The sequence below is a fragment of the Sphingomonas sp. AP28 genome, assembly GCF_056680455.1.
Genome location: NZ_CM155283.1, coordinates 1,317,984 through 1,332,472, shown reverse-complemented (window position 1 = coordinate 1,332,472; position 14,489 = coordinate 1,317,984). Strand labels below are relative to the sequence as shown.

Sequence of the window (14,489 nt, the reverse complement as noted above, 5' to 3'; positions counted from 1 at the left end):
TGCATGGTGAAAGACAGGAAAGCGCGGCAACGGATCGACCTTACGGTCATCGCGATTGCCAATCTGATCGCGGCGCTGACGGATGCCATGCGCAACGCCGACCTCGGCAACGACGTCGTGCACCGGTTCCTCGACGAGCTGGATCATCTGAACTGGATGACGATCCATGGCCCGCCTCAGCGGATGCTCAACGACATCATCGAGGTCGTGCGCGGTACGGTGCCGGTTAATGACTGAGGGTGGGGTGACCGCAGGCATCTTGGGAAGCGCGATCACCCCGGTATCCGTCGCGCTATGCGGGTCGCGCGTTGTGACCGGCAGGAGAGAGGGGAGCCGGCCCCACGGATGTTGTGTCGCGATTGCCGTAAGTCGCTGGTTCGCGCCAACGGGCATCGATGGACACACAGATCGCTTCCGGCGATCACCCCTGCTCATGATCGATTTCTTGAAACATCGGATGCTTCCTCGACAGGGTAAAGGTCTGGCCTCAGCAAATGTCGTGACAACCCCGTCTGTCGCTCGACCGCCAAAACGTACCGCCCGGGTAATGCGCTTCGGCGTCGAACGAGTTGCCAAATGTTCGGGGGCGTGCATCCACAGATTTCGGCCAGCCGCCCTTGGCTTCCCGCCGTTGCGATGGCGAAGAGAAGCACCTCGTGCGGATCAATTTGCGGGGTGGAGCGATGCTGGTGCATAGCTTCCTATATCGCGCCACGCATGTGGCTGTCCATAGAAAGCTATGCAGTGATGATTGATCGAGAACGCCTGCGTGATGAAATGGCTCTGAAAGGCTTCTCTCAGGCGTCCCTCGCCGCCGCAGCAGGTGTCAGCCCTGCATCTATCCAACAGATCTTGAACGGGTCCACGAAGCAGCCACGTTCTATTCGGAGTATCGCAGCAGCTTTAGGCGTAAAAACAGACTGGTTGGAAGGTATCTCAGACCACAAGATTCGTGAGTTGTCAGAAGATGAGCTGGAAGGTGATCGAGAGCCCAAGTTAGTAGCTTACCTTACGGAAGAGCTCGAGGTGTTAACTAGCTCCGAAAACACCCCCGTTAATTATCGACGTATCCTCATGAGTCAGTCTTGGTACGATAAAATCTCAGGAGGTAGGTACAATGACGTTATCATGTATCAGATTACGTCTGTGGAGATGGCACCGACTCTGATGCCTGGCGACGATACGTTGGTGGCGGTAGCTGAGAAATTTGACGGAGATAACGGGTCCATCTGGCTCCTATCCTATGGTGATAGATACCAAATCCGACGTTTGCGTAGACGCTCCACCGGTATGTTGGAGATGTTTTCTGACAATCCAATTTATCCAGTGGAGGGCGTTTCCGACAATGAAGTGGGCATGATCGGTAAAATTATCTGGCAGGGGCGAAAGCTTGCCCATAGCTAACTATGGACAATCCATAGATTTCGATGTAGAAAATGCAGGCCAGCAGATCGCTTACGAGCCGAAGACGCTGACCGCAGGCCGTAAAGCATGCTCTCCTAGGAAGCCTCTGCCGCACTCCTGCGTCCTCGCAGGAGAACGCACATGGCAACGCACCTCAAACATACAGATTTCGCATACACCCCGGCGTCGACTCCGCGCCCGAACATCCGGGTCGCCTTCATTGCAGGCGAGGCAACCACCGCGGTCCATGACGCGATGGCGAAGCTGCCGGCGGACACCCGCGATGGCACGTTGGAGGATCTGGTTTCGGACAAGGGCGTCGCAGCGGACGTCGAGCTGATCCAGAGCATGACCTGCTCGCTAATCGAGACCGCTCGGGAGCTCCTGTCCCCGCGTATGTACACCGCGTTCCTGCGTTGGGGCGAGACGGCGTCGCACCTGTCGTCCTTCTACGGGAGTGACGAGGAAGGTGAGGTGCGCTGTCGCGCGAGCGGTGACGCTCTCCGGGCGGTGGCTGCCATTCCGGCGGAGAACGCGCACGACATGATGTTCCGGGCGATGCTCACGGGCTTGGAAGCAGGCGACTGTTCGAGCTTCGGCCCGTTCGAGGTCGAAACCTCGGAACACGTTTACCCGCTGGAGCTCCTGTCAAAGGGGCTGGGTAACGACCTCGCGTCTCTCTCGCCGATCGCCGACGAGTTCGAACAGCTGAGCACGCGGGCGTGGGCGCTGTCGAACTCGAAGTCCTCGTTCTCCGCCCCGGTCGGCGGTGCGATCACGAGCGCGTTCAGCTTTGCGCGCGGCGAGGACGATCCGCAGAACGCGGCACCCAGGCCCGTTGTAATGGACGGCTACGATCGCTTCATGCGCGGTCCGCTGATCCAGTGGCAGCGGGCGTATGGCAGCTACAGCGAAATCAAAACGGAAGCCGATCGCTTTCACCGCGAGGTTGTGCTGCCGGCTCACGCGCGGTTCGAAAAGGTGAGAGGAAAGTGGCCAGCAGGCTATGACTTCGCAAAAGACCCTGCTGCTCAGGCAGAGGTCGATGCCGTCGACTACTGTGATCTCGAGGAACGCGGCGATGCGTTCTGGGGTCACCTGTATGACGCGAAGATCAGGCTCTATTTGACACCCGCGCCAAGTGCCTCCGAGCTGGCCATCAAGCTCAAGGTGTTCTGCGAGAACCGAGATAGTGACCTGACCCGCAGTGGAGAGGTCATCGAGCAGATGATGTTCGACGCCCGTCGCTTCGGTCGACACGGCGCGCACCTACAGACGGACCAGCGGCTTCTCAACGCTCTCACCGCTAGGCGGCACGAGTTCGAGGCTGCCGACAAAGGCCCGTGGACGACAGAGCAGGAGGACGCTTATTTCGCCCGCGTCGATGCCGCCGAGATGGTCTTGCTCGATACTCGGGCCACTACTCTCGAGGGCGTGATCGCTAAGCTCCGCGTTGCATTCATGAACCAAGACGCTGCGGACTGGTCGGACCTCGCGATCTCGAACACCGCAGATCTTAAGTTCGTGGAAGGTCTGCGTATGTCCGGCATGTACGAACGCATGGCGTGGGGTGCGATCGAGGACCTCGCCCGCATCGCAGGTGTCAGCTTGGCGGAGCAGGGCGCGTGATCGGGCTTCTGTCGCACGGCTGGCCCGAGACCGGCTACAGCCTTGAACAGATCGAGCAGCTCGGACCCGAGCACTCGGCGCCGGCCTCCTTCGGCAACTACGCGGTCCGAACCTTGAAGCTGAAGGGTGGCAAGTCGCTCGATCTTGGTGCCAACGACGTCGACCGTCTCCTGATGCGGCCGGTCCAGCTGTTGCCCGCAGAGCCGGGTACCGGACTGTGCCACTGGTATCTTGAGGATGACGCTCCCGAACTCAGTACCACGCCTGTCGTCGCTTGGGCTTTGTGCTTGGATGGCGAAGTCCGTCCGGTAACCCCCGGCGGCGTCGATGGCGGAACGGGCACGGCGGACGGCGACTGTTTCGTACGGATGCCCGACGGAACGATCCGTGGCGTAGGTACGATGTGTGACCCGAGCGGATTTCCGAACGAGGCGGAGCTCCTTGCTTATCTCCTTGAGCAGGAGGCTGCGCGTGCAGAACATCGCCGCGCCGCAGCAGCACACGCAGCGAGCAAGGCGGAGGCAGCGGCATGACTCAGTTCTTTCATTCCATGGTGTCCGACTGGCGCCCGGTGAGCGAAATTCAGGCAATCGGCCCGCTTATGCAGACGGTCGGTCAGATGAAGTTTGCCATCGTCACGATGAAGAACGGCGAGGACATCCGGGTCGCGGACTACGAGCTTGAAGATCTGCTTCATCGGCCGATCCAGATCATGCCCGCCGATCGTGGAACGAAGCTGGTCCACTATCTGCTGGATGCGACGCCGGAGCATTGGACAGTCCCGCTCTCAGGCTGGGCGCTATGTATGGACGGCATCACCCGCCCGATGACCGCCGGCGGTGTCGTATGCGACAGCAGCGAGCATCCCTATGGCGTGTTCGTCCAAATGGCAGACGGTAGTGTCACGCAGGTCGGACCGAATGGCGATGAGCACGAGGACGCCGACATGATGCTTCGGGTGCTGGTGCAACGGGCTCGTCTCGATGCCACAGCTACCTCCGACGGGGGCGCAACATGACCTGCGCATCCTGCCGACACTGGGATCGCTACGCCGAAAGCGACATCTCGAAGAAGTTCGGCGACTGCCGGTTTAACCCGCCGCGCATCAGCGAAACGCTGCTCGCCCGGATGCTCCCTGGCCTGAGCGTGCCGCTGCAGGAGTACGACGACATTGAGCGGGATATCTACGTCGCCAGCGCCTTCCCGGTGACACACCAGGAGAGCGAGTGCGGCCGGTGGGACGGGAGGGTTCCGACATGCTGACGAACCGATCGGCGAACTCATGCGCGTCGTGCCGTCACTGGCACCGCACGGGGCCGAAGCTGGCGAACGCCCAGCGCGATCCCTCATGCGCAGCGGACGAAGGCACGTGCCAGCGGCGAGCGCCCAGCGTCGTACAGGGCAACTCGCCTTTTCCGGTTTCGATGTTCCCGGTCACTCACGAGAGCCGCGGCTGCGGAGAGTGGGTCGCGAGGACCGGCGCCGGTGGCGGGCCCGATGGCGGGGAGCGTGCGGGGCAGGGCGGAGATCTCGACGCTAACGTCACGCCGTTCCGCAGGATCGCAGCGTGATCCTGCAGAACGCCCCCAGAGCTCGCTGCGGCGTTGGCTACGCCGCCTTAGGAATGCGATCGATCAGGTCGGTCAATGTTTCGCCCTGGAAGCTATGCGGGCGGACCTGGCGATCAGGGAGGGATAAGCGCAGGCCTCGCCGCTCGGCTGCCTTCATATCGCGCACTCGAACGGCCAACGCGAACAACGAGCCCTCGAACAGGATCGTAGAAGCTTGGTCATCGGCTTGGTCGGCGGTTGGCATGCGTACCAACGTCGCCTGTTCTTTCCACGGCAAGTCCATCGGTCTCATCCCCCTCAACACAGGGGCGGTACCACCCATTGCGACTGCCCAACTTGATATAAGGCAAGGTCAGTCCGGTCTGAAAGAAACGTTAGCCCGGGATACTGTAGCGTCCGATTGTCGCGGCGCCGGCTGTGTTCCGACCACCGCGACATCGGATCATTGGTCAGTCGGTTTCGCTCGTGCCACTGCCGTCGTCCGTCGACTTCCACTTGCCCTCGGCAACCTTGTCGTCGTCGCCTTCGATCGCCTGCTCGTACGCCGCGCTTTCGTCCGCGATGCCAGCCTCAGCGCTCTTTTTGGCGGTGTCCTTGAAGTCAGCTGCGCTCGGATCAGTCGGATTGCTGTCAGTCATGATCAATTCCTTGCTTGCATAATTGTCGGCGGGAGGCGCAGCCTACTCGGCGTCCTCGTCGGTATCCATGTCGTCACGACCCGCCTTCGCGAGATCCTCGACCTTGTGCTTGTCACCGGTCTCGCCGGTCTGATCGCCCGTCGTCGTACCGGTCGGGTTCTGCTTCTTGATATCCTCGGCGGGGCTCGCGCCTTCGTCGGAGTTCGGTTCGCTGTCGCTCATGGTCCGCTCCTCTGGTGGAACGGTACTAACGTGCGGCTGGCATATGCCGGGTCCGATCAATCTTCCTATCACACGTTAACCGCCATGAGGATCGGCTGATGCCGTTACCAGTTGAGAGCTTCCCAGATTGGCCTGCTGCGATGTCCCGTGAGCTGGCATTGGCATATACCGGCGTTGCCCAAACCGAGCTGCGGGCTTGGGAAAAGCGCGGCCTGATCCGCTTCCTGCCGATTGGGCCGCGGGGAACTGCGATCACCCTGCGGGCTTCGCTCGATAACGCGCTGGCGCTGGTGTTCGGGAATGATGCCGCTGCTGATGCAATCGAGTTCGATTAATGGGCGCCCTCGCACGCCTGGAAAAACTCCCGGATTGGCCTGCTCGCATGACGGCCGACGTTGCAGCCACTTACATGGGCATATCTAAGTCGACCTTCATGACGCGGTTCAGTTCGACCGGAGTGAGGGAAGGCTCAAACGTCCTGTGGGCCCGCGTGCAGCTGGACAGGATCATTGCCAAGCAGTTCGCCATCCCCCAGCCTGTCGCCAACGGCGATGGAGATGACTCGTGGGACGACTTGCGGTGAAGAACGTCACCGAACGCAAAGGACTGCTGTATTTCCGGCGCAAGATTGCAGGGAAGGACACCTACATCCGCCTGCCGGCCATCGACAGCCCCGACTTCGCCGAAGAGTACGCGCGCCTCTCGAAGCCCGAAGCCGTCGTCGTGGGGCCTGCGCGCGGCACCCTCGGTTGGCTGGTCGCTGACTACCGCGCCAGCCCGGAGTGGAAGGCCAAGGGGCTCAAGACGCGGGAGAACCAGGGCCGCTATCTTCAACTGATCGCGACCGAGCACGGTCACCGAACTGTTGCGGGCGTCCGGCCGGTCAGCCTGTTCAAGATGCGCGACGCCTATGCCGACACCCCCGGCAAGGCGAACGTATGGCTGAGCGCGTTCGGGTCGCTGATGCGCCACGCGATTAAGCTAGGGCTGCGCGACGACAATCCGTGTGACAAGATCCCAATCCTCGCGATCGGCGAGCACGAGCCGTGGCCGGCTGACCTGTTGGCGGTGTGTCTCGCCGAGGCTACGCCGATGACGCGCCTCGCTATCGTCACCGGGCTATGCTCTGGACAGCGCATCAGCGACTGCGTCCGTATGCAGTACGGTTGGATCACCGCCGGCATCATGGAATTCACGCAGGTGAAGAAGCGAAAGGGCGGCGTGACGAAGGACGTCGCGGTGCCGATGCATCCCTTCTGGCTGGAGGAGCTTGCCAAGCTGCCGCGTCGTTCGGTCACGCTGCTCTACGAACGTTCGGGCGCGCCGTTCAAGACGACGGCCGCCATTCAGGAGCGGCTGCGCAAACTGATGTCAGAGCCGGCGGTGCAGGAGGTGATCGCGGATCTGATCGCGCGCGAGATGATCGTCGAGGACGCCAGCTTCTCGTTCCACGGCCTGCGCAAGAACGCGTGCTGCTACCTGGTCGAGTGCGGCATCAACGACAGCGAGATCGGGGAGATCCTTGGCATGTCGCCGGAGATGGTGCGCCACTACAGCAAGCGGGCGAGGGCGCTGATGGTCGCGCGTGGCGCCGCCGACCGGATGACCGGGGGCAAAATTCTTACGGTGAGAAAGTTTGGGGTTAATCTGGGACAATAGGCTCGGCCTAGCTATCAGCTGTCCGACACATCGACACGCGCAAGGTTGTTATATACGCCTTCGCACATGCGAAAAATCAACGTCATCATGCTCGTGGCGAACCTTGTCGTCTTCGGTCTCGTGCTGATATTTTTTGATGCTCAGGCCGCGGGTATGATCCAGAAGGGTGACTGGGAGTACAAAGATCTGGTCGCCGTGCTGTTGACGGTGGTTACGGTCGCTCTGACATTTATTGGTCTTATTGTAGCTGGAGCTGCCATCTGGGGGTACCAGTCAATCCGGTCGATCGCCGAACGGAAGGCGGAGGAAACGTCTAGATCCGGCGTTGACGACTACCTACATTCGGAACACTTCAAATCAGGGCTCGACGTAGCAATCCGCGAGCGCCTTGACGCAGAGGCAAAAACCGCTGTTCAGGATGCCTTAGCACCGGCCGTGGTCAGATCGGATCAAGCGCCTGAATATCATCCAAACGGGGGCAGCGCGCAAAGCGGCCTTCCAGCCTCTGAAGCGCAGAGCGAGGACGTGCAATGGCGCGATTGAGCATAAGGGGCCTCAAGCCTGAGGTCGAAGAGATTATTACCCGGCACCAGAGAGAGGCACCCGTCAAGGTTGGCTCAATCGCAACCGACCTTGGCATGACCGTAGCGATTAGCGATTTACCCCTGTCGATATCTGGAACGCTTTCACGCGAGGGCGCCGCCAAGGATCAATGGAAAATTCGAGTTAACCGCCACGAACATCGGCATCGTCAACGGTTTACAATTGCCCATGAAATTGCTCACTTCGTTCTTCATCGGGATGCTATTTCGGACAAGGTTATCGACGACACGTTCTATCGGAGCGGTCTCTCCGAAAAACGTGAGTTCGAAGCAAATGCAATGGCAGCGGAAATTCTAATGCCGTGGCCTTTAATCCATGAACTCATGTCCAATCACGGCACAGATGTAGGGCAGCTTGCTCGACTACTTGAGGTGTCGGAGGCTGCCATGCATATTAGGCTAGGCCTCCGTACCTGAGGTGATTCGCTGGGAAGATCACGGATTCATGGATTACTTCCCGGCGTTGACGACCCGAGCAGCGGAAATGAACGCCCTTCGTCATTTGGCAGGGCCGGTAAAAGACCTGATGTTTCCGATAGTTCGCGTCCAAGCTTGGCCAAGGTTACGTGCTGATGCACCGCTACTCGTTCCTAGGAGCATAGCCGAATTCGTAGAAGCATTTGATGGTAAGCCCGCGGCACTAGATCTCGCGATGCCGAGAACCGATCTCGAAAGCGAGGTCGCGGATCAAGGGCGACGTGAGATCGCGGCACTTCGTGATCCCACTGATGGTTTTCGGACATGGTGTGACCTAGTTGCCCCATGGCAGTGCTTCACTCCGACGTTGCAGTGGCATGACGAAGCTAGCGTCCTGCTACGGCAGTTTGATCGTCTCGCCGGGATCGGCCGCGGTTTGGTCGTTCGGCTTCGGCGATCTCAGTCATGGAATATTACCAACGTCGTCCTGCTACGAGTGAGCAGCCCCCACCGGGTGGTCCGGGTAGATAGTTAGTGCATCGTCGCCTCCGCCGCCATTGCCGGGCGTAGGTGGAGCGAAGCGGAGCCGGAGGCCGGCAATGGCGGGGTCGCTGCTGCTGGCGCCGGAGGTCGATAGCCCAGGCTGCTGTGTGGTCGGACGGTGTTATAGTGACGCCGCCACGCCTCGATCAGCACCCTTGCCTCGGCGAGGCTGTAGAAGATCTCGCCGTTGAGTAGCTCGTCGCGAAGCGAACCGTTGAAGCTCTCGTTATAGCCGTTTTCCCATGGCGAGCCCGGCGCGATGTACAGCGTCTTCACGCCGACTTGGCCGAGCCATTTCTGGACCGCGGTAGCGATGAACTCGCTGCCATTGTCCGACCTGATATGCGCTGGCGGACCTCGCGCGATGAACAGCTCGGCAAGCGCCGCCAGCACGTCTTCGTGTTTCAACTGACGTGCGACGGTCAGCGCCAGGCACTCCCTGCTGGCCTCGTCGATGATCGTGAGGATCCGGAACTTGCGCCCGTCGTGCGTTCGCGCTTCGACAAAGTCGTACGCCCAGACATGCCCCGGATACTCCGGCCGCAGCCGGATGCACGAGCCGTCGTTTAACCACAGCCGGCCACGCTTGGGTTGCTTCTGTGGTACCTTCAGCCCCTCACGCCGCCAGATGCGTTCGACACGCTTATGATTCACCGACCACCCCGCGGCATGCAGCAGTGCGGTCACCCGGCGGTAACCGTAGCGTCCATACTGCCCGGCCAGCGCAACGATGTCCTCAGTCAGCGCCTGTTCGTCATCTGCCCCACACGGCACCTTGCGCTGCGTCGACCGATGCTGCCCGAGCACGCGACACACCCGTCGCTCGGATACGTCCAGCACCTCTTTCACTTGGTCAATGCAGCGTCGGCGCCGCGCGGGGCTTAGAAGTTTCCCCGTGCCGCCTCCTGCAGGATCAGCTTGTCCAGTGTCAGGTCGGAGATCGCACGCCGCAGCCGCAGGTTCTCCTTCTCCAGATCCTTCATCCGACGAGCCTGATCCGTCTTCAGCCCACCATATTCCTTGCGCCAGCGGTAATAGGTTTGCTCGCTGACCGCGATCCGCCGACACGCCTCGGCGGTCGTCCCGCCCTGGCCCAGGACGATTTCAACTTCACGCAGCTTCCCGATGATCTCTTCCGGCTTGTGCTTTTTCGCAGGCATTCGTCGTCCCTTCCTTGATCCAGACTCTCATAGTCGATGGACCGCTCAGAAGGGGGCAGCTCACGAGCGGCGGCGCTCAATGGCGTCCGGCTGCTGGTTGTCATGGACGCTGAGCAAATCTCGCTACGCGAAGACATTACAGTGCTTGCGCAGACTATTTCTACCACCATGACCAGCGTGGCAGATCTGCTGGGCGCAGCTAATTTATCCTTCGTAATAATGGGATCCAGCTTTCCCAGCGAGTTTGCATCTATTGATGCGAGTAACGCCACGCTTCCAATTCGGGAAAGGCAGCTTTTTTCTTTATTATCGGGCAGTCCTCCGCTGCTCCGCGCCGGGATTTTGCCTTTTTATGGCGACCATGCCGCAGTGTTTGCCGCCGAGCGCGAGCCAGCATTCCGCGGGTTACCACGGATCGATTATCCCACGAGTAGATCTTGGATTTATCACCGGAAGCCAATCGCCGACGGTTTTGGGCGCGCCGCTGAGGCGGTAGTAGCGGATCCCGCTTGGCTCCCCGACCTCATGTGCTGGGGAGCCCATGAAATAAACCGAGCGGCTTCAGGCGACCTGGCAGGCTTGGGGGCCGCTGCGCCGTGGACGGCTGTTAGAATTAATATCCACCTTCACCATCAAGCGAATTTTGGCGGCGACGCTACTATGCCGGTTGAAGAGCCTTGGTCTGATTAAATCGCTCCATCAAAACCCTAACGTCATCGGGCATTGCACTGAATGATCGGCCGACGTGATCATAAATCTGCAAATCATCGTCATACTGGCGGCAACGATCATCAACGACGGTAGCTATCGGTCGTGCCGATCTGCTCCAAACGCGTAGACGAGAAAGGTCGATGGGCGAAATTGGCCGACCTGCCGTGGCATCACTGAATGCAGTCGTAGCCGCTTTATACCTAGATCGAAGAAAGCGGCGGACCGCTTCACGAATCTTATCCAAATCCAGTTCGCTCGCCGCTGCGACAAGGTCCTGTCTCTTCGTTCGTGCGGCTCCGGGGCCGGTGAGCGCTTCTAATTCTGCTACTGGAAGTAGATCTAAAAGCGCTGGCGCAGCAAGCATCGGGCATCGGGCAGCAACACGGATGGGTCTCACTTTTAGACCTCGTGAGCTTGGCATGATTTCCGATAGGCCTACGAATTCTGGAACCCGAGACATCACGGCGTTCATATGACACGAGGCCGCGACGACCGTTACCTCGTCGAATGTCCGTGAGTAGGCCGCGACCTGCTGATCAATACGATTCAGGTTATCTTTGCTGGACTTCACTTCGAAACAGCGGACCAACGTGTCGATCACAACGATGTCTGCTCGATTTGCCTGCCGCCCAACGATTAACTCCGATACGACGGACGCATGGCGCAGCTCGCCACAGGCGCGCAGATGCTGCAGAAGCGCCACTTTTGCTGCTGCCTCCGCAGGGCGAGCAAGACCGGTCGCAATCTCGTTCACATCGGTCTCCGGACAGGATGATCGGCTCTTTGAAACAGCTTCGAGACTCGCACACTTTGTTCGCCCGCGTCGACCCCAAGCATCATCCTAGCCAACCCTATTCAACCTCGGGGGCAAAACCATCAAACAAGCGGGGGCAACCAACGCAAATCTTAAACAAAAATCCGCAGAAAACTGCGAATGGTGACCCCTACGGGAATCGAACCCGTGCTTCAGCCGTGAAAGGGCCGCGTCCTAACCGCTAGACGAAGGGGCCTGCGTGGTGGAGGCCGACTAAGGGGAAGGGGGCGGGGCGTCAAGCGTTTCGATACAAGAATTTAGTCGGCCCAGGCCGCATCCTCGACATGGAGTTCGGCTGAGGGGCGCGAGGACCAGTCGTCGATCTTCGCGCGGCCCGCGAGCCACAGCTTGCGGTGGGGGGCGGCGCCGAGCAGCGCCTGGCCCAGCGCGCTCTCGGCGGCACGGAATGCCATTGCCTTGATGCTGCGGCCGTCGTCGCCCGCGACTATGGTGCGGACGTGGCCGTTGCCGACCACGTCCGCCTTGATCACGCGGACCGGGCCCATCGCCACGCGCGGCGCTGGCCAACCCATGCCGTAGGGGCCGCCTGCCTCCATCGATTCGACGAGGCCGGGATTGACGCCGCCTGCCGCAAGCACCGCGTCGAGCAGGAGGGCACGATCACCATTCGAGCGTTCGACCGCGGCGGCGAGGCGTTCTTCGAGGAAATCGGTGAAGGCGGGGATGGCGGCTTCGGCGATCGTCAGGCCGGCGGCCATCGCGTGCCCCCCGCCCGCGACGAGCAGGCCGTGTTCGCGCGCGGCCATCACCGCCGCGCCGAGGTCGACGCCGGGAATCGAGCGGCCGGAGCCCTTGCCGATGCCGTTCTCGTCGATCGCGATGACGATTGCCGGGCGGCCCAACTTTTCCTTGAGGCGGCCGGCGACGATACCGATCACGCCGGGGTGCCAGCCATGGCCGGCAACTACGGCGACCGCGCGGTCTCGGCTGGAGAGGAGGTCGGCGGCCTCCTGCACGGCGGTTTCGATCGCGCGGCGTTCTTCGTTGAGGCGGTCGAGTTCGGTGGCGATCGTGCGCGCTTCGTCGGGGTCCTGCGTGGTGAGCAGGCGGACGCCGAGATCGGCGCGACCGACGCGGCCGCCGGCGTTGATGCGCGGTCCCAGCGCGAAGCCCAGGTCCGTGCAGGTCGGGTTGCGGGTCAGGCGCGAGGCTTCGATCAGGGCGGTGACGCCGATGTTCTTGCGCGCGCCCATGACCTTGAGGCCCTGCGACACGAACGCACGGTTGAGGCCGCGGAGTTGGGCTACGTCGGCGACGGTGCCGAGCGCGACGATGTCGAGCAGGTCGATCAGTTTCGGCTCGGCGCGGTCCTTGAAGAAGCCGCGCGCGCGGAGCGTGCGGACGAGCGCGGCGGCGGCGAGGAAGCACATGCCGACCGCGGCGAGGTGGCCGTGCGCGGCGCCTTCGGTCTCGTCGAGACGGTTGGGGTTTACCAGCGCCAGCGCGTGCGGGAGCGCGGTCGAGCATTTGTGGTGGTCGATGACGATCACGTCGACCTTCGCGTCGCGGGCGGCGTCGAGCGCGTCGAACGCCTGCGCGCCGCAGTCGACCGTGACGATGAGGGTAGCGCCTTCGCCGGCGAGGCGGACGAGCGCTTCGCCCGACGGGCCATAGCCTTCGAGCAGGCGGTCGGGAATGTAGGGGCGCGCTTCGATCCCGAGATCGCGCAGGACGAGAACCATGAGTGCAGCTGAGGTTGCGCCGTCGACGTCGTAATCGCCGAAGATCGCGACCTGTTCGCCCGCCTGGACGGCGTCGGCGAGACGCTCCGCGGCGCGGTCCATGTCGCGGAAGATCGACGGGTCCGGCATGAACGCGCGGATCGAGGGGGTGCGGTGCGCGTCGAGCGCGTCGCGGGGACAGCCGCGCGCAAGCAGGAGTTGGGTGACGAGGTCGTCGCCCGAGCCGCCGACACCGAAGCCATCGCGACCGTCGGCCGAGAGCGCGCGCCAGCGCCAGGGTTGGCCGAGGATCGAGGAGGTCACGCCGAGAACTGTCATGTCTCGGACGTAGTGGCTGCGGGGGGATTGTCGAGCGGGGAGGGGGGCGTGGCTAGGGCGATCCGGCAACCGCGTGCACCGCGTGCGTCTTGTTCTCCCGCGAAGGCGGGAGTCCAGTCTGGGTCCGCGCCTTCGCGGGGAAACAGTTTTGCGCTGGTTCTAAGAAGGCGGCCGGTTGGCGAAGGGGAGACCCTAATTCCGTTCGTGCTGAGTAGCGACCGAGTAGCTTCGTAGAAGCGTATCGAGGGCGCGGATCGAAGCATGGGTTTCCCGCACCAACCTGTCCTTCGATACGCCGTCTCGCTACGCTGCTGACGCAGCTACTCGACGGCTACTCAGGACGAACGGGGAGGGGGCGCGACCGTGGCTCGGCCACGGGAGTGGCAGGTGACGTGATGCTCTGCTCAAGCCCTCACTTCATCCACGGCCGCTCGCGAAACCACTTCGTCACGATGTACTTCACGCCCTCCACCACCGGCATGCCCTCGTGCAGCGTCAGCCCGTTCGGGCTCCCATCCGGGTTCATGTTGTTCCACGCGAGCAGCATGCCGCGTTTCGGGGCGATCTTCACGCCGGCTTGCGGGAACCAGGTCGCGCCGCCTTCGGGGACGTCGTTGAGGAACACCATCGCGGTCCAGGTGCGCTGGCCGCCCTGCTCCTGCATCTTCGCCCAATAGCTCTCGGACTCGTGAAAATAGTCATGGTGCGCGCGGAATTGCTGGCCGGGGGCGTAGCGCTGGCCCTGCATCGTCTCGCCGTGGAGCAGGTCGATCCCGAGCAATGTCGCGATCGCCTCGTCGGTCGGCTGCACCTCGGGCGACCAGCGATCCATGTCGCAGCTCTCGCTGGTGCGGAAATTGCTGTTCGGGCGATCGGACAGCAAGGTCGACGGCCGTCGCTTCGAATCGATCACCGCGATCAGCCGCTTGCACGTCGCAGGATCGAGGAACTTGTCCTGATAATAGAATTGCACCGTGTCCATCGCGATGCGCTGCACCGCGGGATTGGCGTCGAGGCGCGCGGCGACCTGCGATCCGAAGGCCTGGCGGACTGCCGCGGCCGGATCGACCTTCTTGGCTTTTGAAAAGATACCCACGT

The 14,489-nt window shown here is 61.7% G+C and carries 20 protein-coding genes and 1 tRNA gene; 12 read left to right on the top strand and 9 right to left on the bottom strand.

Features of this window, described 5'->3' with window-relative positions:
• Window positions 1–3: 3 nt before the first annotated feature.
• Window positions 4–237, top strand: a complete 234-nt coding sequence (locus tag AC1MH0_RS06110) for a hypothetical protein (RefSeq protein WP_480965139.1) — start codon at window positions 4–6, stop codon at window positions 235–237.
• A 194-nt stretch (window positions 238–431) separates the two neighbouring features.
• Here AC1MH0_RS06110 and AC1MH0_RS06105 read toward each other — a convergent pair whose 3' ends face one another.
• The gene (locus AC1MH0_RS06105; protein ID WP_480965138.1) at window positions 432–695 is read right to left on the bottom strand and encodes a YdaS family helix-turn-helix protein; all 264 of its coding nucleotides are present in this window, start codon (window positions 693–695) and stop codon (window positions 432–434) included.
• Between the two features lie 22 nt (window positions 696–717).
• On the opposite strand from AC1MH0_RS06105, the gene AC1MH0_RS06100 reads away from it, so the two are divergent.
• From AC1MH0_RS06100 to AC1MH0_RS06080, 5 genes are all read left to right on the top strand, one after another.
• Window positions 718–1,404: a helix-turn-helix domain-containing protein gene (locus AC1MH0_RS06100; protein ID WP_480965137.1), complete on the top strand. Its 687-nt coding sequence runs from the start codon at window positions 718–720 to the stop codon at window positions 1,402–1,404.
• A 255-nt stretch (window positions 1,405–1,659) separates the two neighbouring features.
• Entirely contained in the window at window positions 1,660–3,033 is a 1,374-nt protein-coding gene (locus AC1MH0_RS06095; protein WP_480965136.1) for a hypothetical protein, read from the top strand.
• Complete coding sequence (locus tag AC1MH0_RS06090) at window positions 3,030–3,566, top strand: hypothetical protein (protein WP_480965135.1); 537 nt, start codon at window positions 3,030–3,032, stop codon at window positions 3,564–3,566. The genes AC1MH0_RS06095 and AC1MH0_RS06090 overlap by 4 nt, the downstream gene beginning before the upstream one ends.
• On the top strand, window positions 3,563–4,051 hold the full coding sequence (locus AC1MH0_RS06085; protein WP_480965134.1) for a hypothetical protein: 489 nt from the start codon (window positions 3,563–3,565) through the stop codon (window positions 4,049–4,051). The genes AC1MH0_RS06090 and AC1MH0_RS06085 overlap by 4 nt, the downstream gene beginning before the upstream one ends.
• A complete protein-coding gene (locus AC1MH0_RS06080) occupies window positions 4,048–4,296 on the top strand; it encodes a hypothetical protein (RefSeq protein ID WP_480965133.1) in 249 nt (82 codons plus the stop codon). The genes AC1MH0_RS06085 and AC1MH0_RS06080 overlap by 4 nt, the downstream gene beginning before the upstream one ends.
• 345 nt (window positions 4,297–4,641) lie before the next feature.
• Here the strand turns inward: AC1MH0_RS06080 and AC1MH0_RS06075 are convergent, their stop codons facing one another.
• The 3 genes from AC1MH0_RS06075 to AC1MH0_RS06065 all read right to left on the bottom strand — a co-directional run bounded on the left by AC1MH0_RS06075 (window position 4,642) and on the right by AC1MH0_RS06065 (window position 5,464).
• The gene (locus AC1MH0_RS06075) at window positions 4,642–4,887 is read right to left on the bottom strand and encodes a hypothetical protein (protein WP_480965132.1); all 246 of its coding nucleotides are present in this window, start codon (window positions 4,885–4,887) and stop codon (window positions 4,642–4,644) included.
• A 166-nt stretch (window positions 4,888–5,053) separates the two neighbouring features.
• Window positions 5,054–5,242 (bottom strand): hypothetical protein, encoded by a 189-nt coding sequence (locus AC1MH0_RS06070; protein ID WP_480965131.1) that lies wholly within the window; start codon window positions 5,240–5,242, stop codon window positions 5,054–5,056.
• Between the two features lie 42 nt (window positions 5,243–5,284).
• The gene (locus AC1MH0_RS06065) at window positions 5,285–5,464 is read right to left on the bottom strand and encodes a hypothetical protein (RefSeq protein WP_480965130.1); all 180 of its coding nucleotides are present in this window, start codon (window positions 5,462–5,464) and stop codon (window positions 5,285–5,287) included.
• 98 nt (window positions 5,465–5,562) lie between these two features.
• Here AC1MH0_RS06065 and AC1MH0_RS06060 point away from each other — a divergent pair, with 98 nt between their 5' ends.
• The 5 genes from AC1MH0_RS06060 (at window position 5,563) to AC1MH0_RS06040 (ending at window position 8,677) form a co-directional block, all read left to right on the top strand.
• Window positions 5,563–5,799, top strand: coding sequence for a hypothetical protein (locus AC1MH0_RS06060; protein ID WP_480965129.1), 237 nt, complete (start codon window positions 5,563–5,565; stop codon window positions 5,797–5,799).
• A 244-nt stretch (window positions 5,800–6,043) separates the two neighbouring features.
• Window positions 6,044–7,123 (top strand): tyrosine-type recombinase/integrase, encoded by a 1,080-nt coding sequence (locus AC1MH0_RS06055; protein ID WP_480965128.1) that lies wholly within the window; start codon window positions 6,044–6,046, stop codon window positions 7,121–7,123.
• A 66-nt stretch (window positions 7,124–7,189) separates the two neighbouring features.
• Complete coding sequence (locus AC1MH0_RS06050; protein WP_480965127.1) at window positions 7,190–7,666, top strand: hypothetical protein; 477 nt, start codon at window positions 7,190–7,192, stop codon at window positions 7,664–7,666.
• Window positions 7,654–8,142, top strand: a complete 489-nt coding sequence (locus AC1MH0_RS06045) for an ImmA/IrrE family metallo-endopeptidase (protein ID WP_480965126.1) — start codon at window positions 7,654–7,656, stop codon at window positions 8,140–8,142. The genes AC1MH0_RS06050 and AC1MH0_RS06045 overlap by 13 nt, the downstream gene beginning before the upstream one ends.
• A gap of 28 nt (window positions 8,143–8,170) precedes the next feature.
• Complete coding sequence (locus AC1MH0_RS06040) at window positions 8,171–8,677, top strand: beta family protein (RefSeq protein WP_480965125.1); 507 nt, start codon at window positions 8,171–8,173, stop codon at window positions 8,675–8,677.
• Here the strand turns inward: AC1MH0_RS06040 and AC1MH0_RS06035 are convergent.
• Window positions 8,674–9,845 (bottom strand): IS3 family transposase gene (locus AC1MH0_RS06035; protein WP_133021543.1). Its coding sequence is split into 2 segments (ribosomal slippage): window positions 8,674–9,581 and window positions 9,581–9,845, totalling 1,173 coding nucleotides; the frame shifts between segments, so codons are not numbered across the junction. The genes AC1MH0_RS06040 and AC1MH0_RS06035 overlap by 4 nt on opposite strands.
• A 36-nt stretch (window positions 9,846–9,881) precedes the next feature.
• Here AC1MH0_RS06035 and AC1MH0_RS06030 point away from each other — a divergent pair.
• Entirely contained in the window at window positions 9,882–10,535 is a 654-nt protein-coding gene (locus AC1MH0_RS06030) for a beta family protein (protein WP_480965124.1), read from the top strand.
• Here the strand turns inward: AC1MH0_RS06030 and AC1MH0_RS06025 are convergent.
• From AC1MH0_RS06025 to AC1MH0_RS06010, 4 genes are all read right to left on the bottom strand, one after another.
• Window positions 10,504–11,310, bottom strand: coding sequence for a sce7726 family protein (locus AC1MH0_RS06025; protein WP_480965123.1), 807 nt, complete (start codon window positions 11,308–11,310; stop codon window positions 10,504–10,506). The genes AC1MH0_RS06030 and AC1MH0_RS06025 overlap by 32 nt on opposite strands.
• A 181-nt stretch (window positions 11,311–11,491) precedes the next feature.
• Window positions 11,492–11,566 (bottom strand) — tRNA-Glu (locus tag AC1MH0_RS06020).
• Window positions 11,567–11,627: 61 nt separating this feature from the next.
• Window positions 11,628–13,391, bottom strand: coding sequence for a single-stranded-DNA-specific exonuclease RecJ (gene recJ, locus AC1MH0_RS06015; RefSeq protein WP_480965122.1), 1,764 nt, complete (start codon window positions 13,389–13,391; stop codon window positions 11,628–11,630).
• Between the two features lie 412 nt (window positions 13,392–13,803).
• Entirely contained in the window at window positions 13,804–14,487 is a 684-nt protein-coding gene (locus tag AC1MH0_RS06010; protein WP_480965121.1) for a prolyl hydroxylase family protein, read from the bottom strand.
• Between the last annotated feature and the right edge of the window lie 2 nt (window positions 14,488–14,489).

Bases quoted from the DNA above. Each gene is read 5' to 3' on its own strand.
- AC1MH0_RS06110 (WP_480965139.1), top strand. From the start codon at position 4: ATGGTGAAAGACAGGAAAGCGCGGCAACGGATCGACCTTACGGTCATC.
- AC1MH0_RS06105 (WP_480965138.1), bottom strand. From the start codon at position 695: ATGCACCAGCATCGCTCCACCCCGCAAATTGATCCGCACGAGGTGCTT.
- AC1MH0_RS06100 (WP_480965137.1), top strand. From the start codon at position 718: ATGTGGCTGTCCATAGAAAGCTATGCAGTGATGATTGATCGAGAACGC.
- AC1MH0_RS06095 (WP_480965136.1), top strand. From the start codon at position 1,660: ATGGCGAAGCTGCCGGCGGACACCCGCGATGGCACGTTGGAGGATCTG.
- AC1MH0_RS06085 (WP_480965134.1), top strand. From the start codon at position 3,563: ATGACTCAGTTCTTTCATTCCATGGTGTCCGACTGGCGCCCGGTGAGC.
- AC1MH0_RS06080 (WP_480965133.1), top strand. From the start codon at position 4,048: ATGACCTGCGCATCCTGCCGACACTGGGATCGCTACGCCGAAAGCGAC.
- AC1MH0_RS06075 (WP_480965132.1), bottom strand. From the start codon at position 4,887: ATGGACTTGCCGTGGAAAGAACAGGCGACGTTGGTACGCATGCCAACC.
- AC1MH0_RS06070 (WP_480965131.1), bottom strand. From the start codon at position 5,242: ATGACTGACAGCAATCCGACTGATCCGAGCGCAGCTGACTTCAAGGAC.
- AC1MH0_RS06065 (WP_480965130.1), bottom strand. From the start codon at position 5,464: ATGAGCGACAGCGAACCGAACTCCGACGAAGGCGCGAGCCCCGCCGAG.
- AC1MH0_RS06060 (WP_480965129.1), top strand. From the start codon at position 5,563: ATGCCGTTACCAGTTGAGAGCTTCCCAGATTGGCCTGCTGCGATGTCC.
- AC1MH0_RS06050 (WP_480965127.1), top strand. From the start codon at position 7,190: ATGCGAAAAATCAACGTCATCATGCTCGTGGCGAACCTTGTCGTCTTC.
- AC1MH0_RS06045 (WP_480965126.1), top strand. From the start codon at position 7,654: ATGGCGCGATTGAGCATAAGGGGCCTCAAGCCTGAGGTCGAAGAGATT.
- AC1MH0_RS06040 (WP_480965125.1), top strand. From the start codon at position 8,171: ATGGATTACTTCCCGGCGTTGACGACCCGAGCAGCGGAAATGAACGCC.
- AC1MH0_RS06030 (WP_480965124.1), top strand. From the start codon at position 9,882: ATGGACCGCTCAGAAGGGGGCAGCTCACGAGCGGCGGCGCTCAATGGC.
- recJ (WP_480965122.1), bottom strand. From the start codon at position 13,391: ATGACAGTTCTCGGCGTGACCTCCTCGATCCTCGGCCAACCCTGGCGC.